Origin of the sequence: Roseicella aerolata (genome assembly GCF_020523605.1) — a bacterium.
Taxonomy (GTDB): Bacteria; Pseudomonadota; Alphaproteobacteria; order Acetobacterales; family Acetobacteraceae; genus Paracraurococcus; species Paracraurococcus aerolatus.
The window spans coordinates 1-21,193 of the sequence record NZ_JAJAQI010000029.1 but is presented as its reverse complement, the minus strand read 5'-3'; the positions used below and the strand labels follow the sequence as shown (position 1 = coordinate 21,193).

Here is a 21,193-nt window from a genome sequence, read left to right as displayed (position 1 = left end):
CGACGCGACGGTCGCCCCACGCGGCGGGACGCCCGTGCGATGCCTCTATCCTATGGTGTCCGCACGCGATGCCTCGGAGCCCCGGCTGGGCCCCTCGTCCGGCAAGGACTCGACCTCGCCGCTCCGCAGGGCGGCAAGGGCCTCCGTCAGCCGGATCAGACGCTGCTGCGCGGCCGGGTCGTTGGTTTCAGCAAGCAGTCTCTGCGCGTCCGCCAAATCCTGGACCAGCTCCGACTCGCCCTGCAGCAGCCCGAAGAAATGCCACCAGCCGTCCAGCGCCTCTTTCGGCTGGGCCTCGGGCTGCGCCGCGGCGCAGAGCCCATTGGCCCGGGTGACCCAGGTGACGGCATTCCCCATCCCGCACCGGGCGAGGTGGCCCGTCAAGCTCCCGGAGTCAAGCGCCTCGGCATCGGCAAACCAGGCGAGCATCACGGCCCGAAGCGCCTGGCAATCGCCCGCCGGCAAGTCGAGCGCCACCAGCGCCTCCTCCACCTCGGGCAAAAGAATGGGGTGACGGAGTAATATCGCGAGAATATTACGCGCGCGCTCCAGCCGGATGGCGGGCTGGTCGATCGGCGGGCGGGGCAGGCCGGGGATGCCGATCGGCCGTTCGCCGCGGCCCGGCCAGGGGGCGCGGCGGGCGCCGGGGCCCGACATGGGGCGGCGGTTCGCCTCGAAGAAACGATCGAGCAGGGCGCGACGGTACTCGCCGGAGAGGACCTTGTCCGGGATGCGGCGTGCCGCTTCCTCCAGCCGGCCGCGCATGGCGGCGCGCTGCTCCGGCGTCCCGGCCGGCTTGCCCTCGGTGAGCAGGTCGTAGAGCGCGACCGAGAGCGGCTTCGCGCCGTCCAGCACCGGCTGGAACGCTTTCGGCCCGCCCTTCCGGATCAGCGTGTCGGGGTCCTCGCCACCGGTCAGCGTCGCCAGCTTCAGGCTCCGTTCGGGGGAGAGCAGCGGCAGCGCGATCTCGGCGGCGCGGGCCGCGGCGCGGGCGCCGGCGGCATCGCCATCGAAGCAGAGCAGCGGCTCGGGCGTGAGCTGCCAGATCAGCTCCATTTGCTCCGGCGTCAGCGCCGTGCCGAGCGGGGCGACGGCGCCGGTGAAGCCGGCCTGGTGCAGGGCGATGACATCCATATACCCCTCGACCACCAGCACCGGCGCGCCGCGGAAGGCACCCTCCCGCGCCGCATCGAGCCCATAGAGGCCACGGCGCTTGTGGAAGAGCTCGGTTTCCGGTCCGTTGACGTATTTCGGCTGGCCATCGCCGAGGATCCGCCCGCCGAAGGAGATGGTCCTGCCCCGGCGGTCGCGGATCGGGAACATCACGCGCCCGAAGAACATGTCGGAAAGGCCGGCTTCGGGCCGGTCCGGATCGCGCGGCTTCATCAGCCCGGCGGCAACGAGTTGCGCCGGCTCGATGCCCTCCGGCTTCAGCTCGGCGGCCAGCGCTCCCCTGCCCTCCCCGGACCAGCCAAGCCCGAAGCGGGCGATGGTCTCCTCCGAGAGGCCCCGCCGGCGGAGGTAGTCGAGCGCGGCGCGCCCCTCGGGCAGGAAGAGCCGGCGGCGATAGGCGGCCTCGGCGGCGGCGAGCACGCCGTAGAGGTCCCGGGCCCGCCGCTCCCGCGCCGCGGCCTGCGGGGTGGGCTTCGGCACCTCCATCCCCGCCTCGGAAGCCAGGCGCTCCACCGCCTCGGGGAAGGAAGCGCCTTCCGCCCGCATCAGGAAGGTGATGGCATCGCCATGGGCGCCGCAGCCGAAGCAATGGAAATGGTCGTCGTAGACGTAGAAGCTGGGCGTCTTCTCATTGTGGAAGGGGCAGCAGCCCTTCCATTGCCGGCCGTTCCGCGCCAGGCGGGTCTTGCGGCCGATCAGCCCTTGCAGGGGTGTCCGGGCGCGCAGCTCATCAAGGAAGGCGGGGGGAAGTGCCATGCGATGGGTGCAGTGTAGCCGCATGCCCCCCGGCCGGCACCCCTTCCCCGGCGCCGATCGCCTTATCCGCTGGAAAAACCTTCCGCGGTCAGCCGCCGAGCGCAGCCTTCACCAGCGGCCCGGCCTTGCCGAGATCCATGCTGACGGCATGCTTCGCCCGCAGCACGGCCATGACCTTGCCCATATCCTTCACGCTGGCCGCGCCCGTCTCAGCGATGGCGGCCTGGATCGCCGCCCGGGTCGCCGTCTCGTCCATCTGCTGCGGGAGGAAGCTCTCGATCACCGCGATCTCCGCCTCCTCCTTCGCCGCCAGCTCCTCGCGCCCGCCCTGGCGGTAGAGGTCCACGCTTTCGCGGCGGGATTTCGCCATGCCGCGCAGCATGGCGACGATCTGCTCATCCGGCACCTTGTCGATGCCGGAGGGGCGCGCGGCGATGTCGGTGTCCTTCAGCTTCGCCAGGATCATGCGCAGCGTGGAGGTCCGGGCGGCGTCCTTGGCCAGCATCGCGGCCTTCAGCGCCTCGGTGAAGCGGGGGCGGAGGTCCTCGGCCATGGGGCGTTCCTTATCGGGTGATCCTACGAGCGGGCGGCTGTAGCATGGCACCCCCTCGCATGGGGAGGCGCCCGGCCCGGCAGATGGGAAAGGATTTCCCAGCCGGTGAAATTGCATTGAACTGGGAAGTGTTTTCCCACATATCCGCCACATGCGGACGGTCGAAGACATCATCGCCCTGCTCGGCGGCGCGGAGGCCGCGGCGCAGCATTGCGGCATCGGGACCGAGGCAGTGCGCAAGTGGCGCCAGGCGCGCGCCATCCCGCCCCGGCACTGGCCTTCCATCCTGGCGGCCACCGGCCTGTCCCTGACCGACCTTCCCGGCGCCCCCGAGCCCCGCCCCGAATCCCGCGCGGAGACCCCCATGCCCCAGACCGAGACCGCCCCCGACGCCGTGCCCGAAGGCGCGACCGCCTGCCTCGTCCTCGGCGATGGCAGCGTCTTCTGGGGGCGCGGCTTCGGTGCCCATACGCCGGCCGGCCGGGCCCCAGTGGCCGAGGTCTGCTTCAATACCGGCATCACCGGCTATCAGGAGACGCTGACCGATCCCTCCTATGCCGGGCAGATCATCACCTTCACCTTCCCGCATATCGGCAATGTCGGCACCAATCCCGAGGATCTGGAGGCGGCGACTCCGGTCGCCCGCGGCCTGATCGTCAAGCAGGATGTGACGGAGCCGGCCAATTACCGCTCCACCCGCCATCTCGACCTCTGGCTGAAGAGCCATGACGTGCCAGGCATCGCCGGCCTCGACACCCGCGCCCTGACGGCCCGCATCCGCGACGGCGGCGCGCCGAACGGCGTGCTCTGCTTCCCCGCCGACGGGCAGTTCGACCTGCCGGCGCTCCGCGAGAAGGCCGCGGCCTGGCCGGGCCTCAAGGGCATGGACCTGGCGAAGGAGGTCTCCTGCCGCCAGGCCTATCAGTGGGACGAAACGGAATGGGCCTGGCCGGAGGGCTTCGGCCGGCAGACCGCCCCGAAGCACAAGGTGGTCGCGGTGGATTACGGGGCGAAGCGCAACATCCTGCGCTGCCTCGCCTCCGCCGGGCTCGAGGTGACGGTGGTGCCGGCGACCGCGACCGCCGAGGAGATCCTGCGGCATGAGCCGGACGGCGTCTTCCTCTCGAATGGCCCTGGGGACCCGGCGGCGACCGGCGAATATGCCGTGCCGGTGATCCGCGAGGTGCTGGACAGGCGCGTGCCGGTCTTCGGCATCTGCCTCGGCCACCAGTTGCTCGGCCTGGCGCTGGGCGGGTCCACCTACAAGCTGGAGCGCGGCCATCGCGGCGCCAACCAGCCGGTCAAGGACCTGACCACGGGAAAGGTCGAGATCACCAGCCAGAACCACGGCTTCGCGGTCGATCCGAAGAGCCTGCCGTCCAATGTGCGGGTGACGCATGTCTCGCTCTTCGACGGCTCGAACGAAGGACTGGCGGCGACGGACCGGCCGGCCTTCTCGGTGCAGTACCACCCGGAAGCCGCCCCCGGCCCGACCGACAGCCACTACCTGTTCCACCGCTTCGTGGATCTGATCGAGAAGACCAAAGGGGGATAACGACCATGTTCGACCTGAAGGGCCGCGTCGGCCTCGTCACCGGCGGCAATGGCGGCATCGGGCTTGGCCTCGCGCGTGGGCTGGCCAGGGCCGGCGCGGCCGTCATGCTGGCCGGGCGCAAGGCGGAGAAGAACGCGGCCGCGGTCGCCGAGCTGCAGGCGCTGGGCGCCGAGGCGGATGCGGTGGTGGTGGACGTCACCGACGAGGCGAGCGTGAACGCCATGGTGGCGCGCTGCGTCGAGCGCTTCGGGCGGCTCGACATCCTGGTGAACAATGCCGGGATCAACATCCGCAACCGGCCGGAGGTCTATGAGCTGGCCGACTGGCACCAGGTGATCGCGACGAACCTCACCAGCGCCATGCTGGCGAGCAAGGCGGCCCATCCGCACCTGAAGGCCGGTGGCCATGGGCGCGTGATCAACAACGGCTCCATGCTCTCGATCTTCGGCCTGCCCTTCCATGCGGCCTATGGCGCGAGCAAGGGCGGCGTGGTGCAGATGACGAAATCCATGGCCGTGGCCTGGGGGGCGGACGGCATCACGGTGAACTGCATCCTGCCCGGCTGGATCGATACCGACCTGACCCGCAAGGCGCGGACGGACATGCCGGCACTGAACGACAACGTCCTCGCCCGCACGCCGAAGGGCCGCTGGGGCGACCCGCGGGATTTCGAGGGCATCGCCGCCTTCCTGGCGAGCGATGCGGCCGCCTTCATCACCGGCGTCGCCATTCCGGTGGATGGCGGATTCTCCGTCAACGGCTGACCCGTGCCCTCCGCCGAGACCCTGCTGGTCTTCGCCGCCCTGTCGCTCGGCCTCGCGCTGACGCCGGGGCCGAACATGCTCTACCTGGTCTCCCGCTCGCTCGCGCAGGGGACCGGGGCCGGCATGGTCTCGCTGGTCGGCTGCCAGGCGGGCTCGCTCGTCATCATGCTGGCGGCGGCGGCCGGCATCACCGCGGCGCTGCTCACCATCCCCCATGCCTGGGACCTGCTGCGCCTCGGCGGCGCGGCCTATCTGCTCTTCCTCGCCTGGCAATGCGTGCGGCCGGGCGGGCAGCCGCTGTTTGCGCCGCGGCCGATGCCGCGGGAGCCGGCGGCCCGGCTCTTCGCCGTCGGCTTCGCCACGGCCGCGCTCAACCCGAAGGTCGCGCTCTTCTACATGGCCGTGCTGCCGCCCTTCATCGACCCGAATGCCGGCAGCGTCTTCCTGCAGGGCGCACTGCTCGGCGCCGTGCAGATCGCCGTTGCGGTCGTGTTCGATGCCCTGCTGGTCTGGGGCTCGGCGGCCACGGCTCGCTTCCTCGGCAGCCGCCCCGAATGGCTGGTGGTCCAGCGCTGGGTGCTGGGCGCCGCGCTCGGCCTCATCGCCATGAAGCTTGCCTTCCAGGGGCGCGCCGCATGACCCTTATCTTCGTCGCGCTGCTTGCCCTCTCCTGGACCGGGCTGTCGCTCGCCGTGCTGGCGATGGTGATGAAGAAGGTCTCGCCGCCGCGCCAGGCGGCCTGGCGCGCCTTCGGCCTCGCCCTGGTCCTCAACACCATCAGCGCCTGGTACGCCACGCCCGGCGAGCCCCTGCCGACCGTCCTGCTGATCCTGATCTGCCACGCCCTGCTGCTGCCGCCCCTGCTGCTCGCCGCGAGGCGCGAGGAGCAGCGCGGCCGCCCCCCAGTCTGACCTTTCCGCCCGACACCCTTTCCCGCCGGAACGCCCCCATGCCGAAGCGCACCGACATCCAGTCCATCCTCATCATCGGCGCCGGCCCGATCGTCATCGGCCAGGCCTGCGAGTTCGACTACTCCGGCGCCCAGGCCTGCAAGGCGCTGCGTGCCGAAGGCTACCGGGTCATCCTGGTGAACTCCAACCCGGCGACGATCATGACCGATCCCGGCCTGGCGGACGCGACCTATATCGAGCCGATCACGGTCGAGATGGTCGAGAAGATTATCGCCAAGGAGCGCCCGGACGCGCTGCTGCCGACCATGGGCGGGCAGACCGCGCTGAACACCGCGCTGAAGCTGGCCGAGGCCGGCGTCCTCGAGAAATACGGCTGCGAACTGATCGGCGCCAAGGCGGAGGTCATCGACAAGGCCGAGGACCGGCTCAAGTTCCGCGATGCCATGACGAAGATCGGGATCGAAAGCCCGCGCTCGGCCATCGCGCACACGATGGAGGAGGCGCGCGCCGGCCTCGATCTGGTCAAGCTGCCCTGCGTCATCCGCCCGAGCTTCACCCTGGGCGGCACGGGTGGCGGCATCGCCTACAACAAGGAGGAGTTCGAGCAGATCGTCGCCGCCGGCCTCGCCGCCTCCATGACCAATGAGGTGCTGATCGAGGAGAGCGTGCTGGGCTGGAAGGAGTTCGAGATGGAGGTGGTCCGCGACAGCGCGGACAACTGCATCATCGTCTGCTCCATCGAGAATCTGGATGCCATGGGCGTCCATACCGGCGATTCGGTGACCATCGCCCCCGCGCTGACGCTGACCGACAAGGAATACCAGCGCATGCGCGATGCCAGCATCGCCTGCCTGCGGGAGATCGGCGTCGATACCGGCGGCTCGAACGTCCAGTTCGGCATCAACCCGGCCGATGGGCGCATGGTGGTCATCGAGATGAACCCGCGCGTCTCGCGCTCCTCGGCGCTGGCCTCCAAGGCCACAGGCTTCCCGATCGCCAAGGTCGCGGCCAAGCTCGCGGTCGGCTACACGCTCGATGAGCTGGCGAACGACATCACCCGGGTCACGCCGGCTAGCTTCGAGCCGACCATCGACTATGTTGTGGTGAAAATCCCGCGCTTCACCTTCGAGAAATTCCCCGGCACGCCGCCGACGCTGACCACCAGCATGAAGTCGGTCGGTGAAGCCATGGCGATCGGCCGCAGCTTCGCCGAGGCGCTGCAGAAGGGGCTGCGCTCACTGGAGACGGGTCTCAGCGGCCTCGACGAGGTGGCGGCGCCGGGCGATGGCAGCCCGCAGGCCTTCCATGCCGCGCTTGCGACGCCGAAGCCCGACCGCATCCTGATGGCGGCCCAGGCCATGCGCGCCGGCGTCTCGCTCGATGAGATCCATGAGGCGTCGAAATTCGACCCCTGGTTCCTGCGCGAGGTCGAGAAGATCATCGAGGCCGAGAAGGCGGTGAAGGCCGAGGGTCTGCCGAGGACGGCGACCGGGCTGCGCCGCCTGAAGGCGCTCGGCTTCTCCGACAAGCGTCTGGCGCAGCTTGTTGGGGAGCCCGAGGCCACGGTGGAGGCGGCGCGCCTCGCGCTCGGCGTCACCCCGGTCTACAAGCGCATCGATACCTGCGCGGCCGAGTTCGCCTCCGAGACGCCCTACATGTACTCGACCTATGAGGGCGGCTTCGGCACCCCGGTCTGCGAGAGCCGGCCGACGGACCGCCGGAAGGTGGTCATCCTCGGCGGCGGGCCGAACCGCATCGGCCAGGGCATCGAGTTCGACTATTGCTGCGTCCATGCCTGCTATGCGCTGCGCGATGCGGGCTTCGAGACCATCATGGTCAACTGCAACCCGGAGACGGTCTCGACCGACTACGACACCTCCGACCGCCTTTATTTCGAGCCGCTGACCGGCGAGGATGTCATCAGCCTGATCCGCAAGGAGCAGGAGAAGGGCGAACTGCTCGGCTGCATCGTGCAGTATGGCGGGCAGACGCCGCTCAAGCTCTCCCAGGCGCTGCACAAGGCGGGCATCCCGATCCTCGGCACCTCCGCCGAGGCGATCGACATCGCCGAGGATCGGGAGCGCTTCCAGCAATTGCTGAAAGGCCTCGGCCTGAAGCAGCCGCAGAACGGCACCGCGCGCACGCTGGAGGAGGCGGTGCAGGAGGCCGAGCGAATCGGCTACCCCGTAGTGGTGCGCCCGAGCTACGTCCTCGGCGGCCGCGCCATGGAGATCGCCTACAACCGCGAACAGCTCCTGCGCTTCGGGCAGGAGGCGGTGAAGGTCTCCGGCGATAACCCGATCCTGATCGATCAGTACCTGCAGGACGCGATCGAGGTGGATGTGGACTGCATCGCCGACGCGACCGGCCAGGTCTATGTCGCCGGCGTCATGGAGCATATCGAGGAGGCCGGCATCCATTCCGGTGACAGTGCCTGCTCCCTGCCCCCCTACTCCCTGCCGCCCGCCATCGTGACGGAGCTGAAGGCGGAGACCGAGGCCATGGCCCGCGCCCTCAAGGTCGTCGGCCTCATGAACGTGCAGTACGCGGTGAAGGATGGCGAGATCTACGTGTTGGAGGTGAACCCCCGCGCCTCCCGCACCGCGCCCTTCGTCGCCAAGGCGACCGGCGTGCCGGTCGCGAAGATCGGCGCCCAGGTCATGGCGGGCGCGGCGCTCGCCCAGTTCGGCCTGGATGGCGAGGCGATTTACCGCCATGTCGCGGTGAAGGAAGCGGTCTTCCCCTTCAACCGCTTCCCCAATGTCGACGTCATCCTCGGGCCGGAGATGAAGTCCACCGGCGAGGTGATGGGCCTTGACGCCTCCTTCGAGCGCGCCTTTGCCAAGTCGCAGCTCGGCGCCGGGGTGAAGTTGCCGCTCGCCGGCACCGCCTTCATCTCGGTGAAGGACAGCGACAAGGCAGCCGCCGTGGTGCTGGCCCGGCGGCTGATCGACATGGGCTTCGGCCTGGTGGCCACCCGCGGCACGGCGGCGCGCATCCGCGAAGCCGGCCTCGCCTGCGAGATCATCAACAAGGTGCTGGAAGGCCGGCCGCACTGCGTGGACGCCATCAAGTCGGGCGACATCCAGCTGGTGATCAACACCACCGGTGGTGGGCAGTCGGTGGCGGACAGCTTCGACATCCGCCGCTCCGCCCTGACGCATGGCGTGCCGCACTACACCACAGCGGCGGGTGCCCGGGCGGCGGTGCATGCCATTGCCGCGCTTCGGGCCGGGACCCTTGATGTGGCCCCCCTGCAGTCCTACTTTACCCGTTCATTCTGAGCGGACTGCGACGGTGACCCGGCGCGGCCTGCCGGGGATGCGTTGCCGATCCTGCATCGGAGCCATGCGCCGGCGGTACGGAACCCTCGGCCGGGCCGCTCGGTTTCCCACCGCCGCCCGGGTTCGGTGCCGGTCTTCCGGCGCCGGGCGGCGGGAAAAACTTTTGATCGCGTTCCAGCGGGCGAACCGCGCAGACTTCGCCTGAGTTGCTCGAAGGAAGGGCTTGCCGTGCAGAAGTTCCCCATGACCGCGGAAGGTCTGGCGAAGCTGGAAGAGGAACTGAAGCAGCTGAAGGCTGAGGAACGCCCGGCGGTGATCCGTGCGATCGCCGAGGCGCGTGCCCATGGCGACCTCTCGGAGAATGCCGAGTACCACGCGGCGCGGGAGAAGCAGTCCTTCATCGAAGGCCGCATCATGGAACTTGAGACCATCATCCCGGCTGCCGAGGTGATCGACGTCTCGAAGCTCTCCGGCGATCAGGTGAAGTTTGGTGCCCGCGTCACCATCGTCGACGAGGAGACGGAGGAGGAGAAGACCTACCGCATCGTCGGCGCGCATGAGGCCGACATGAAGGTCGGCTCGATCTCCATCTCCTCGCCGCTCGCCAAGGCGCTCATCGGCAAGAAGGTGGGGGACAGCGTGGAGGTCCCGGCCCCGGGCGGCGCGCGGGCCTATGAAATCACGGCGGTCGCCTTTCGCTGACGAGGTAGCCGCACCGCGCCGGCTATCCGAATCGGATATGCCTGACCGGAGCCTGTCCTCGCCTTCCGGGATGAGCCGCAAGCCGGGCTGACCCTTGCCCTCCGGCGCGCCGTTGCGGTCGCATCGCCCGACCAGGCGTGGGGTTTCGTTGTGCTTCTGACGGCCGCCAGGGTCCTGCTTCCGGCGCCCGGAGCCTCTCCGGCCTGCTTCCGGGACGCCCCGACCGCCTCCGGGTGAGCCCGGCCGGCGACGGTTTGCCCCGCCCTCATGGACGGCGGCGCGAATTCGTCTGCTGCGGCGCAGCAATGGCCGTCGCCCACGGCCGGAAATGGCCGTATAGGGCGGCAACCTGCCGCCAGGGCGCGAACGCGCCGGGCCGGCGGACTGAGCTGAACTGCCGCGAAGGACTGCCACCTTGCCCCTGCGCGCCCTGGCCACGGACAGCGTCGCCAATACCGCCCCGCTCGTCACCCTCGCCGAGATCCGTGCCGCCGCGGCGCGGATCGAGGGCGCCGTCCTCCGCACCCCGACCATCCCCTCCCACGCCGTCTCGCGCGAAGTCGGGGCGAAGGTCTTCCTCAAGCTCGACAACCTGCAGGCGACCGGCGCCTTCAAGGAGCGCGGTGCGGCCAACCGCATCGCCCTGCTGACGGCGCGGGAGCGGGCGGCGGGCGTGATCGCCATGTCCGCCGGCAATCACGCCCAGGCGGTGGCGCGGCATGCCTCGCTGGCCGGGATCGCAGCCACCATCGTGATGCCGCGATTCACCCCCGCCACCAAGGTGGTCCGCACCGAGGGCTGGGGCGCCCGTGTCGTCCTGCATGGCGAGACGCTGGCCGAGGCAGCCGCGCATGCGCATGAGCTTGCCCTCGCCCAGGACCTGACCTTCATTCACCCTTATGACGATCCCGGCGTCATTGCCGGCCAGGGCACCATGGTGCTGGAAATGCTGGAGGACGCACCGGCGCTCGATGCGCTGGTCTTCCCGGTGGGCGGCGGCGGGCTGCTCAGTGGCTGCGCGGCCGCGGTGCGGGAATTGCGGCCCGGCCTGCCTGTTTTCGGCGTGGAGGTGGAGGGCTACCCGGCCATGGCGCAGCGCCTGGCGGGCCAGCCCGTCGCGGTCGGCGGCCCGACCATCGCCGAGGGCATTGCGGTGCGCGATGTCGGCGAGGTGCCGCTTGGCCTGCTGCGGCAGATGGGTATCGAGGTGCTGGTGGTGCCGGAGCGGGCGGTGGAACAGGCGATCGCCCTTCTGGCCGAGGGCGCCAAGGTGGTCGCCGAAGGTGCCGGCGCCGCCGGCCTCGCCGCCATTCTCACCTACCCCGAGCGCTTCAAGGGCAAGGCCGTGGGCACCGTGGTCTGCGGCGGCAATATCGATGCGCGCATCCTGGCGAATGTCCTCCTGCGTAACCTGCTGCGGGATGGGCGGATCCTCCGCCTGCATCTCGACATCCCTGACCGGCCGGGCGTGCTGGCCGATATCGCGACCCGGGTAGCGGCGGCCGGCGGCAATGTCATCGAGGTCAGCCACCAGCGCCTCTTCGCCGCCCCCAGCGTGCAGAGCGCCGAGCTGGAGCTGATGATCGAGGTGCGCGACACCGCCCAGGGCAATGCCATCGTCGCGGCCCTGGAGGCAGGGCAGTATGTGGTGCGGCGGGGATAGAGCAGATCGCGGACGGGCGTGAACGCCCGGGAGCGTAAAGCTGCTCGAAAAACAAAGAGCTACAGCGGGTGGGCGTTCATTTCTGAACGCCCACCCGCTGTAGCACCGGCCGCTGCGGGGGGCACGGAGCACCACCCCGGGCGGTCGCCATTCCGGACCGTCAGGGCATCGGCCCGCGCCATGGCCGGGCCGTGCGGCGGCCTTGCTGGCCCCGGCGGGTGGAGGCGCCTCCGCCTTCCCCGCCGGTGCGCGAACGGAAGGCTGCGACCGGCCCGGACCTGCATCCCAACCACGCCAGGTGCCGTCCTCGTTAACCCCGCATCAGGCCCCGACGCGCTATGCCGCGCCCGTGCATGACGGTCCGCTCTTCTACCTCATCCTTGCGAACCTGGCGCTGATCGCCCTGGCCGCCATCTTCGTCTGAGGCAAGGTGCGCCGGCTGGCTATCGGGCGGGGTCCTGCCCGCCATGCCGGTCCATGTTCGGATCATCCGGGAAGCCCGGACCGGCCGTGCCGCCGCCGGCACCCCAGCCCGGAAGGCTGCCGGGCCCGGCGCGCCCGCCGCCCTGGATCATGCCCGTGCCCGTCCCGGCCTGGTCACCCATGGGAGAGGTGGCGGCGCCGGCAGCGTTCTCGCCCGGCACCTCATCGGTCGGCGCGCCTTCCTGCACCTCGGCCAGCCCGAGCCCGCCCACCGCCATGGCGCGGGCCTGCTGCGCCGGGATGGTCAGCCGCACCCGCCCGGCCTCGACTCGCTCGATGATCTTGAGCGGCAGGCTGTGGTGGTGCCGGCCCGTTCCGTCCGGGTCGTCGCGCCGGGTCAGGCGGATGACGCCGAGTTCCACCCGGTCCACCGTCCCGACATGGCCGCCATCGGCCCCGATAATCTCCATATGCTCGCGGATCTCGCCCGTGGTGGTCATGCTACCGGCTCTCCCCTTGATACAGGGAGAACGGCGAGGCACGCAGAAGGATGCGCCCGGTCAGTCCCGCTGCAACAGGCTTATGCAGTCGAGTTGCGGCACGCCGCCCCAGTCCATCACGTCCTGCCGCAGCACGCGCAGCCCTTCCTTGCGGGCGTAAAGGGCGAACAGCGCCTTCGACATGAAGGCCCGGCAATGCGGCGCCTCCAGCCAATCCTCCCCGCCCGTGTGGTTGGAATGGTGCAGGAAGGCACGCGCCCCTGGCGCCATCACCCGCCGCGCCTCGGCCAGATAGGCGCGGACCACGTCGCTGTCGAAATGCACCATGGCATCGAAGCTGTAGAACAGCGTCACGCTCGCATCCGGCACGTCGCGCAGGTCGTAGCCGTTATTGGCAACGAAGGTGATCCGCGGGTCGTCCTGGAAGCGCCGGCGGCAGAACGCGATGTTCTCCGGCCGGATATCCACCAGGATCAGCCGCTGCGCCACCTCCAGCAGCTTGCGCGCATTCCGCCCCCGCCCGGTCGCCAGGTCCAGCACGCAGGCGAAATCGGCTCCCTCCAGGAAGGGCGCGATGCACCGCCAGAGCGTATCGAATTCCGGCTCGGCCGCGTCGAAATAGGGATGCTCGGGCAGCCAGAGGTCGCCGGCATGGCGGGCGGCGGCGTCAAGCCGCGCCTCGGTCACCAGGGCGGTCGGCGAATCGGGCATCGTCCCTCTCAGGCCAGTGGGGCCGCGCGCGGCGGCCGGCCATGCTTCCCGGGAGCGGTTGCCGGACTCCTACCCGCCGAGCGGCACCCCCGTCTCATCCTTCGAGGTGCGGATGGTCTGCAGGGTCTGCACCCGCGCCACCTCATCCGCCGCGGTCAGCCTGGCGGTCAGCGCATTCTCATGTGCCGTGTCGCGCGCGACCAGCCGCAGCAGGAAATCGCCGCCGCCGCGGATCATGTGGCACTCCCGCACCTCCGGCCAGTCGCGCATCCGCGCCTCGAAGGCGGTCAGCACCGCCTCCTTCTGGCTCTCCAGCCCGACGAGCGCGAAGAAGGTGATCTCATAGCCCAGCGCGACCGGGTCGAGCTCGGCGTGGTAGCCGCGAATGATCCGTTCCTCCTCCAGGCGGCGGACACGGCGCAGGCAGGGCGGTGCGGAGAGCCCGACCCGGCGGGCCAGCTCCACATTGGTCATCCGGCCATCGGCCTGCAATTCCGCCAGGATCTGGCGGTCCACCTCGTCGAGGGATGTATCGGGGGCGGCGCTCATCTTCTCATGATTCGTTGCCGTGAACGGGCTCGGGGCGCAATATCATTGCTGACCCTCCGCGCCGCAAGGCTTGTGCTTGTGGCGGCCCCGCCTGTGACAAATATGCGCGTCACGTCCTGACTGCCGGGAATCGAGCCTTGCCCAACACGCACCATACCCGCCTCCTCATTCTCGGCGCCGGACCCGCCGGCTACACCGCGGCGATCTATGCCGCGCGCGCCGGCCTCAGGCCGCTCGTCGTCGCCGGCATGCAGCCGGGCGGGCAACTCACCATCACCACCGATGTCGAGAATTACCCGGGCTTCGCCGAGCCCATCCAGGGCCCCTGGCTGATGGAGCAGTTCAGGGCCCAGGCCGAGCATTGTGGCGCGGAGATCATCCAGGACGTGGTGACGCGGATCGACCTGGCCGCGAAGCCGGTGCGGGCCGAGGGCGATTCGGGCGATATCTACCTGGCCGACAGCCTGGTCATCGCAACCGGTGCCCAGGCCCGCTGGCTCGGCGTGCCGGGCGAGAAGGAGTTGGGCGGCTTCGGTGTCTCCGCCTGCGCCACCTGCGACGGGTTCTTCTTCCGGGGCAAGGATGTGGCCGTCATCGGCGGCGGCAACACGGCGGTCGAGGAGGCGCTCTACCTCTCCAACCTGGCGAGGACGGTCACGGTGATCCACCGCCGCGATGGCTTCCGGGCGGAGCGCATCCTGCAGGAGCGGCTCTTCGCCAGGCAGAACGTGGCCATCCTCTGGGACACGGTGGTCGAGGAGATGCTGGCGACGGAGGGCAAATTCCGCGCGCTCCGCGCCGTCCGCGCCCGCAACCTGAAGTCCGGCGCGACCAAGGAACTGCCCTTCGACGGCGTCTTCGTCGCGATCGGCCATGACCCGGCGACGGCGCTGTTCCGCGGCCAGATCGGGATGGATGCGGAGGGCTATATCATGACCGAGCCGGGCAGCACCCGCACGACCATCCCGGGCGTCTTCGCCGCAGGCGATGTGCAGGACAGGATCTACCGCCAGGCGGTCACCGCCGCCGGCACCGGCTGCATGGCGGCGTTGGAGGCGGAAAAGTGGCTGGCTCATATGCCCGCCGAGGCCCCCGCCGTCGAAGCCTGGACCTGAGGCAGCGATGCCGCTCGATTGGGACAAGCTGCGGGTCTTCCACGCGGTTGCCGAGGCCGGCTCCTTCACCCATGCGGGGGAGACGCTGAACCTCAGCCAGTCCGCCGTTTCCCGCCAGATCCAGGCATTGGAGGAGGCGCTGCAGGTGCCGCTCTTCCATCGCCATGCGCGCGGCCTGATCCTGACCGAGCCGGGCGAGACGCTGAACCGCACGGTACGGGAGGTCTTCGCCAAGCTGGCCATGACCGAGGCGCTGCTGACCGAGAGCCGGGAGCGGCCGGCGGGCCGGCTGAAGGTCACCAGCACCACGGGCTTCGGCAGCACCTGGCTGGCGCCAAGGCTGTCGCGCTTCCTCGCCCTCTACCCGGATGTCAGCGTGACGCTGCTGCTGGATGACAGCGACCTCGATCTGGCGATGCGGGAGGCCGATGTCGCCATCCGCATGCACCCGCCGCGGCAGCCGGACCTGATCCAGCGGCACCTGGCCGGCTTCGGCTGGCGGGTGGTGGGGGCGCCCGCCTATCTGAAGGCGGCCGGCATCCCGCAGCGGGCGGAGGATCTGGATGCGCACCGGCTGATCGTCTGGGGCGACCACCGGCCGCCCATCGACGAGGTGAACTGGCTGAGCGAGGCCGGCCGGCGCCCCGGCGCGCCGCGGCGCGCGGCCGTCGAGGTGAACAGCCTCACCGGCATGCTGCGGGCGGTGCAGAGCGGGTTGGGGCTGGCGGCGCTGCCCGACTACATGGGGCCGGAACTGGATGGGTTGCTGCAGGTGCTGCCGGAACTCAAGGCACCGCGGCTGGACGCCTATTTTGTCTATCCCGAGGAGATGCGGCACTCCAAGCGGGTCTCGGTCTTCCGCGACTTTCTGGTGGCGGAACTGACCGGGTCCCACTGATATGCAGCTGATGCATGGGTGCTGGCAGGTTTGACCAAACCAGCATGACAATGAGGGGCGTAGGCTATGGGTGTCCCGGCGGTATCGCCGGAACAGGGTAACTCGGGGCCTGCCCCGAACCCCTTCGTCTCCCAGACGTGAAGCCTCCCTGTTGACTCAGGCCCGGCACCCCAGCGGTTCCGGGCCTTTCTTTTCTGCGGCGCCGCAGGTGCGGCAACCCTGGGCGCAATCTGGGGTCAGCAATCGGCGCCGGGCGTGCGGCAACTGCGCCGCAGCATCTCACCCCAATGCTGGCGCAGCCGGTCCTGCGACCAGTGCTCGACTCTCGGCTCATGCCTGCGCTCCGGCCGATGCGCCCAGCCCCGTGACGGCGCGCCGCCGTAGCGGTCCGCATAGTAGCCCCGGTAGCGACCAGGGCCGGCATAGGGGCCCGGATAGCCATAGGGCCCGCGGGAATAGCCGGAATAGTCGTAGGACCTGCCGTAATAGCCAGGATAGTAGCCCGAACTCCCCCAGCGGGAGCCTCCTGCCGGTTCGGCGCAGGCGCCGAGCCCGAGCGCCAGCAGCAGGACACAGCAGGATCGGTACATGGTTCGCGGCCTCACGGCCCTGCCTCCTCCGGGTGCTGCGGGGGCCGCAGCACCGCCATTCTCGTCCTGCACCAACGCCGCGAAGGGCCGGGCGGCGTATCGGGATCGATCACAAGGCCATGCACGTTGCCCGTTTCCCCGCATCAGGGGTCCTGGCCCGTGCCGGCCGGAGTCGGGCACGCACCGCCAGGCACGCCGCCGGTCCGGCAACCACACGGGGCACAGCCCGCGCCCGGTGGCCGGTTCCGCTCCGCGACCGCATGGCCTCAGCCCAGCAGCACCCGTTCCGCTTCCCGCACCACGCCGGCCAGCGCGCCTGGCGCGAAGGGAGAGGCAAGCCCGGCCGAGGCGACCAGGCCGGTAAAGGGCGCCGAGCCGCCGCGGCCACAGAGCGTGACATAGTCGGCCAGCGCCCCCGCCGGATCGCGCCGCGCCCGCACCCAGAACTGCAGGGCGCAGCAGAGCGCGAGGGTGTAGTCGATGTAGTAGAAAGGCGAGCGATAGATATGCGCCTTGGCCTGCCAGCGCCCGCCCTTGGCGGGGTAGGCGAGGTCGCCGTAATCGGTCCAGGGCATATAGCGCCGTTCCAGCCTCTGCCAGATCGCGTGGCGCTCCGCCGGTGTCGCCTCCGGCTGCGCATAGACCTCGTGCTGGAAATGATCCACGCAGACGCCGTAGGGCAGGAAGGCGAGCGAGGTCTCCAGGTGCATCCGCCGGAAGCGTTCGGCGGCATCTTCCCCGACCAGCAGGCCCATATGCGGGTGGGTCAGGAATTCCAGCGACATGGAGTGGATCTCCGCCGCCTCCATGGTGGGCCAAAGATAGTCGATGCCCGGCAGGGCGCGGCTTTCCCAGTTCTGGAAGGCATGCCCCATTTCATGCGTGAAGACGCCGATATCGTGATGCGTGCCATTGAAATTGGCGAAGATGAAGGGCACACCCACGCTTGGGAAGCTGGTGCAGAAGCCGCCGCCCGCCTTGCCAGGGCGGTTCTTCAGGTCGATGTAGCCGCCGGCCTCCACCAGCCGCCAGAAGCCCCCAAGGCGCGGGTCCATGCGGTCGAACATGGTGCGCGCCTGGGTGCAGAGCGTGTCGTGGTCGCCGACCGGCTTCGGGTTGCCGAGGGGATCGACCAGCGCCTCGTCCCAGAAGCGCAGCACGTCCCAGCCCTGCGCCTGGCGCCGCCGCTCCAGCAGCTTGGCGACCATCGGCACCACATGCGTCGCCACCTCCTCGCGGTAGCGCGCCACATCGGCGGCGTCGTAATCGGTCCGCCGCATGCGACGGTAGCCGAGCGGGATGTAATTCGCGTAGCCCAGCTTGCGCGCCATGCTGTGCCGGAGCCGGACCAGCGCGTCATAGACCGAGTCGAGCTCGGCGCCATTGGCCTCGAAGAAGCGCCAGCGCAGCGCCTCGGCCTCATGCCGCAGCGCGCGGTCGGGATCCTCGGCATAGGGCGCAAGGCCCGCAAGATTCACCTCCTCACCCCGGATCCGCAGCTTCGCGGCGGCAAGCAGTGCGGTGTAGCGCGCGCCGAGGCGGGCTTCCTCCTCCAGGTCGGCGGCGATTGCCGGCTCGAAGGTGGTGACGTCCATCTCCCAGAGGCGCAGGGCGAAGCCGCCCGCCACCGCTTCCAGCGCCGCGCGGTCCGGCCAGGCGAGCAGCCGGCGCTTCAGCGCTGTCTCGTGGTCGGTCGCGACCGGCGCCAGCGCGTCGGCATATTCGCGCTCGGCCTTCGCGGCCTCATTCGTCGTGTCCTGCGAGAAGCGCAGATGGACGAGGGCGGACCAGCTGTCATGGTCACGCCGGTGCCGGTCCCAGTCGGCCAGGGCGCCGGCGAGGTCGCCCGCATCCAGCCGCGCCAAGATCGCGGCATGGTCGGCTGCCAGGCTCTCCCGCGAGGGCCGCGGGAAGCGCAGCCAGGTGAAGTCCGGAATCGCGTTCATGCCGCGCCCGCCACCGGCACGCCGATAGGCTCCAGCAGCGGCCGCCGCACCTGGACGAAGCGATCGACGCTGCGCAGCGCCGGCATGTCGAAGGATTCGCCGGCCTGGAACAGCAGCGAACAGTGACAGGGCTGCGAGCGGCGGATCTCCTCCGCCACCTGTCCCGCGATGGTGTAGGCATTGCCGGCCATCATGTGGTTCTCCCTGCATTCGATCGGCCGGGCATGGCTCCGGATGACGCCTGGCCGAAGCGCCCGAACGCGGCGCAGTGTTAGCCGCTGCATGCACCTGGCGCGAGGCGGCGACGGGCCCCATCTGGTTCAGCATCCCGACCTCCGCCAGCAGCCGCCCGGGATGATAGGGCGGCAGGATGGCGACGCCACTGCCGAGGGCGATGCCGGGGGTCTCGGCGCCGCAGCACGCAGCCGTTCCACAAACGCAAAAAATGGACGCAGTTCTTGGGAAAATGCTGTCCGGCGCCGCCCCCCCGGATTCCCGGGCCAACCCGTTCGGCAGGCCGGGCCTGCATGATTGCACGGGCATGGGGCGCGGCGAGGCTGGTTCCGGGATCATGACGCCTCATCCGGCTGAACCGAGCCGCATCTATTCCCGCCGCCCCCGACGGCGGGCTGGCCGGGTTTGCCCACCGGTCTCGGGCAACAGGCAGCGCTCGCAAGGCCAGGGCGGAAAATAGGGGGTGGACAAAGCGACTGCGGACGTTAAAAGGCGCCTCCCGGACGCGGTGCACCATCGCAGCCTGGGGGCGCATAGCTCAGTTGGTAGAGCAGCTGACTCTTAATCAGCGGGTCCAAGGTTCGAATCCTTGTGCGCCCACCAAAAAACAAAGGGTTAGCCAGCCTTCGGGCTGGGTGTTTCCCAGTTTTTTCCAAATAGTTTGCCAGTGACGACTAGTGACTTGGCTTGAGGCGGGGTCCAGCCGCCTCCAGCCTCTTCACTGCCGCTGCGGCCATGTGGCCATTCCGTGGTATGTAGGTCTCCAGGATCCTCCTTGTTGTTTCGATATCGTGGCCGCTTACGGCCGCGATCTGGATCTCCGTCGCGCCCGCCTCGGCCATTCTGACCATGGCGGTACGGCGAAGGTCACGGCACCGCAGGCCATCCAGGCCCGCAGCCAGGGTGGTCCGGCGCCAATGATGTCGGAAACTGTCTGTACGCCACGGAAGTCCCCGGTGATCCGGGGGGGGTCGGGATCGTGTCCCCAGACGTGGTGTAGGAGCTGTGCTCCTGGGCGGGCTGGGCTGCCGTGTCAGGATGCCAGTGCGGGCAAGCTGACGGGTGCAGTATCGCTGATGGTGCTGATGGTCTCCAGGGTGATGTAGCGGGCCCGCTGGGTGGCCCACTCGTCCGACTGCTCGAGCAGGATCGCGCCGATCAGCCTGGCGGCGGCGGCCTCGTTCGGGAATATGCCGACCACGTCGGTGCGGCGCTTGATCTCGCCGTTGAGACGCTCGATGGGGTTTGTCGAATGCAGCTTGGCCCGATGCGCGGCGGGAAAGTGCATGTAGGCGAGGACGTCCTCCTCGGCGACGTCCATCAGGGCGGCGAGCTTTGGCACCTTGGGGCGGAGCTGATCGGCCACCGTGCGCCATTGGGCATGGGCGGCCGCGGCGTCCTCCTGGGCGTAGGCGGTGCCGATCCAGGCCGAGACAATGCGGCGCTGGGTCTTCCCGGCATGGGCGGTCGCCGTGCGCATGAAATGCACCAGACACCGTTGCCAGGTGGCCCGCAGCACCTTGGTCACCGCGGCCTTCAGCCCCTCATGCGCGTCGGAGATGACCAGCCTGACGCCCCGCAGCCCGCGCCGCGCCAGGGAGCGCAGGAAGTCCAGCCAGAAGGTCTCCGCCTCGGAGGCGCCGACGGCGATGCCAAGGACCTCGCGCCGACCGCCGGCGTTGACGCCGACCGCGATGGTGACCGCGACCGGGACGATCCGCCCGGCTTCGCGCACCTTCACGTAGGTGGCGTCCAGCCACAGGTAGGGCCAGTCGCCCTCGATGGGTCGGCCGAGGAAGTCGCGCACCCGCTCGTCGATCTCGGCGCAGAGCCGGGAGACCTGGCTCTTGGAGACGCCCTCCATGCCCATGGCCCGGACCAGATCGTCCACCGAGCGGGTGGAGATGCCCTGGACATAGGCCTCCTGGATCACCGCCGTCAGCGCCCTCTCGGCCGTCCTGCAGGGCTCCAGGAAGCCCGGGAAGTAGGCGCCCTTCCGGAGCTTTGGGATCCGCAGTTCGACCGTCCCGGCGCGGGTGTGCCAGTCGCGCTCGCGGTAGCCGTTGCGCTGGTTCACCCGCTCGGCGCTGCGCTCACCATGGGCGGCACCGCACAAGCCGTCGGTCTCCAGCTCCATCAGGCGCTGGGCGGCGAAGCCGATCATCTCGCGGAGGAAGGTGGCATCAGAGCCCTTCTCCAAAAGCTCCCGAAGGGCAATCCTGTCGTCGGTCATCGTGGCTGTCCAAGGTTCAGGTTGCAGGTCTCAGCAACCCAACCCTACCGAGGATCACCACGATGGCCGCCACCATTACGGTGGCGGCCTCCTACACTATGTCTGGGGACACGATCAGTGATGGCCGCAAGCCCACCAGGGCAGCCTGCCTGCGGGACAGCCGGAAGACCAGTTTACCGCGAGGCAGCCCAATGCTGCCCCTATGCTCACAGCCCACCGCCGAAATTGGAGCGATCAGCGTCACGAGCGTCACTGCTGTCACGCACGGGGTCGCTACTCGCCTCCCTTGATGACGCCAGTGTCGCTGGTGACACCCCAGCCGCTCCTGCTGTAGTGGAGCTGAGACTAACCCAACGCGCCGAATTGGTCCGGCCCTGCTGGAGGTCTACGCCAGCGCGTCGCAGTGCCGGCGCCACGCGCCGGAGGCGCTGCGAGAGCCGGGTCGGATCTTTCGGCCAGTCCCGGTTTCGCTGGTGCTCCTCCGGGGTGTGGGCGTTCACCTGCAGTAGCAGTTTGAACCGCACCGGCTTTTCCGGAGGCACTATCTCTTGAGAGGATAGAGCCATGACGAAGAAGACGGCGGCGAGCTACTCGCCGGAGGTGCGGGAGCGGGCAGTCCGGCTGGTGCTGGAC

19 protein-coding genes and 1 tRNA gene are annotated in these 21,193 nt (G+C 69.5%); 11 read left to right on the top strand and 9 right to left on the bottom strand.

Annotated features, from left to right (window positions below):
* Positions 1–45 precede the first annotated feature (45 nt).
* Positions 46–1,929 (bottom strand): DNA primase, encoded by a 1,884-nt coding sequence (gene dnaG / locus LHA35_RS18020; protein ID WP_226610584.1) that lies wholly within the window; start codon positions 1,927–1,929, stop codon positions 46–48.
* Between the two features lie 88 nt (positions 1,930–2,017).
* Positions 2,018–2,482 carry a GatB/YqeY domain-containing protein gene (locus LHA35_RS18015; RefSeq protein ID WP_226610581.1) on the bottom strand — a complete coding sequence of 155 codons (465 nt, stop codon included), beginning with the start codon at positions 2,480–2,482 and terminating at the stop codon, positions 2,018–2,020.
* Between the two features lie 151 nt (positions 2,483–2,633).
* On the opposite strand from LHA35_RS18015, the gene carA reads away from it, so the two are divergent.
* The 8 genes from carA (at position 2,634) to LHA35_RS28710 (ending at position 11,785) form a co-directional block, all read left to right on the top strand.
* Positions 2,634–4,037: a glutamine-hydrolyzing carbamoyl-phosphate synthase small subunit gene (gene carA / locus LHA35_RS18010; RefSeq protein ID WP_226610579.1), complete on the top strand. Its 1,404-nt coding sequence runs from the start codon at positions 2,634–2,636 to the stop codon at positions 4,035–4,037.
* A 5-nt stretch (positions 4,038–4,042) separates the two neighbouring features.
* Positions 4,043–4,801: an SDR family NAD(P)-dependent oxidoreductase gene (locus LHA35_RS18005; protein WP_226610577.1), complete on the top strand. Its 759-nt coding sequence runs from the start codon at positions 4,043–4,045 to the stop codon at positions 4,799–4,801.
* A gap of 3 nt (positions 4,802–4,804) precedes the next feature.
* The gene (locus tag LHA35_RS18000; RefSeq protein WP_226610575.1) at positions 4,805–5,440 is read left to right on the top strand and encodes a LysE family translocator; all 636 of its coding nucleotides are present in this window, start codon (positions 4,805–4,807) and stop codon (positions 5,438–5,440) included.
* Complete coding sequence (locus LHA35_RS17995; protein ID WP_226610573.1) at positions 5,437–5,712, top strand: hypothetical protein; 276 nt, start codon at positions 5,437–5,439, stop codon at positions 5,710–5,712. Before LHA35_RS18000 ends, LHA35_RS17995 begins: the two co-directional genes overlap by 4 nt.
* A gap of 38 nt (positions 5,713–5,750) precedes the next feature.
* The gene (gene carB / locus LHA35_RS17990) at positions 5,751–8,996 is read left to right on the top strand and encodes a carbamoyl-phosphate synthase large subunit (protein ID WP_226610571.1); all 3,246 of its coding nucleotides are present in this window, start codon (positions 5,751–5,753) and stop codon (positions 8,994–8,996) included.
* Positions 8,997–9,224: 228 nt separating this feature from the next.
* Positions 9,225–9,698 carry a transcription elongation factor GreA gene (gene greA / locus LHA35_RS17985; protein ID WP_226610569.1) on the top strand — a complete coding sequence of 158 codons (474 nt, stop codon included), beginning with the start codon at positions 9,225–9,227 and terminating at the stop codon, positions 9,696–9,698.
* Positions 9,699–10,113: 415 nt separating this feature from the next.
* On the top strand, positions 10,114–11,361 hold the full coding sequence (locus tag LHA35_RS17980; protein WP_226610567.1) for a threonine ammonia-lyase: 1,248 nt from the start codon (positions 10,114–10,116) through the stop codon (positions 11,359–11,361).
* A 298-nt stretch (positions 11,362–11,659) separates the two neighbouring features.
* Positions 11,660–11,785: a hypothetical protein gene (locus LHA35_RS28710; protein WP_264185624.1), complete on the top strand. Its 126-nt coding sequence runs from the start codon at positions 11,660–11,662 to the stop codon at positions 11,783–11,785.
* 19 nt (positions 11,786–11,804) lie between these two features.
* On the opposite strand, the gene LHA35_RS17975 is transcribed toward LHA35_RS28710, so the two are convergent.
* The 3 genes from LHA35_RS17975 to LHA35_RS17965 all read right to left on the bottom strand — a co-directional run bounded on the left by LHA35_RS17975 (position 11,805) and on the right by LHA35_RS17965 (position 13,544).
* Positions 11,805–12,284, bottom strand: coding sequence for a DUF2171 domain-containing protein (locus LHA35_RS17975; protein WP_226610565.1), 480 nt, complete (start codon positions 12,282–12,284; stop codon positions 11,805–11,807).
* A gap of 60 nt (positions 12,285–12,344) precedes the next feature.
* Entirely contained in the window at positions 12,345–12,995 is a 651-nt protein-coding gene (locus LHA35_RS17970; RefSeq protein WP_226610563.1) for a class I SAM-dependent methyltransferase, read from the bottom strand.
* Positions 12,996–13,064: 69 nt separating this feature from the next.
* Complete coding sequence (locus tag LHA35_RS17965) at positions 13,065–13,544, bottom strand: Lrp/AsnC family transcriptional regulator (protein ID WP_226610560.1); 480 nt, start codon at positions 13,542–13,544, stop codon at positions 13,065–13,067.
* 137 nt (positions 13,545–13,681) lie between these two features.
* Here LHA35_RS17965 and trxB point away from each other — a divergent pair, with 137 nt between their 5' ends.
* Together trxB and LHA35_RS17955 are read left to right on the top strand one after the other, a co-directional pair.
* The gene (trxB, locus tag LHA35_RS17960; protein WP_226610559.1) at positions 13,682–14,659 is read left to right on the top strand and encodes a thioredoxin-disulfide reductase; all 978 of its coding nucleotides are present in this window, start codon (positions 13,682–13,684) and stop codon (positions 14,657–14,659) included.
* Between the two features lie 7 nt (positions 14,660–14,666).
* Positions 14,667–15,557 carry a LysR family transcriptional regulator gene (locus tag LHA35_RS17955; protein WP_226610557.1) on the top strand — a complete coding sequence of 297 codons (891 nt, stop codon included), beginning with the start codon at positions 14,667–14,669 and terminating at the stop codon, positions 15,555–15,557.
* A 236-nt stretch (positions 15,558–15,793) separates the two neighbouring features.
* On the opposite strand, the gene LHA35_RS17950 is transcribed toward LHA35_RS17955, so the two are convergent.
* The 3 genes from LHA35_RS17950 to LHA35_RS17940 form a co-directional block, all read right to left on the bottom strand.
* Complete coding sequence (locus LHA35_RS17950) at positions 15,794–16,162, bottom strand: hypothetical protein (RefSeq protein ID WP_226610555.1); 369 nt, start codon at positions 16,160–16,162, stop codon at positions 15,794–15,796.
* Positions 16,163–16,413: 251 nt separating this feature from the next.
* Positions 16,414–18,093, bottom strand: coding sequence for a M3 family oligoendopeptidase (locus LHA35_RS17945; RefSeq protein ID WP_226610554.1), 1,680 nt, complete (start codon positions 18,091–18,093; stop codon positions 16,414–16,416).
* Positions 18,090–18,284 (bottom strand): calponin homology domain-containing protein, encoded by a 195-nt coding sequence (locus tag LHA35_RS17940; RefSeq protein WP_226610552.1) that lies wholly within the window; start codon positions 18,282–18,284, stop codon positions 18,090–18,092. The genes LHA35_RS17945 and LHA35_RS17940 overlap by 4 nt, the downstream gene beginning before the upstream one ends.
* Positions 18,285–18,854: 570 nt before the next feature.
* On the opposite strand from LHA35_RS17940, the gene LHA35_RS17935 reads away from it, so the two are divergent.
* Positions 18,855–18,930, top strand: a tRNA-Lys gene (locus LHA35_RS17935).
* Between the two features lie 430 nt (positions 18,931–19,360).
* Here the strand turns inward: LHA35_RS17935 and LHA35_RS17930 are convergent.
* Positions 19,361–20,560, bottom strand: a complete 1,200-nt coding sequence (locus LHA35_RS17930) for an IS256 family transposase (RefSeq protein WP_226610550.1) — start codon at positions 20,558–20,560, stop codon at positions 19,361–19,363.
* Positions 20,561–21,193 lie beyond the last annotated feature (633 nt).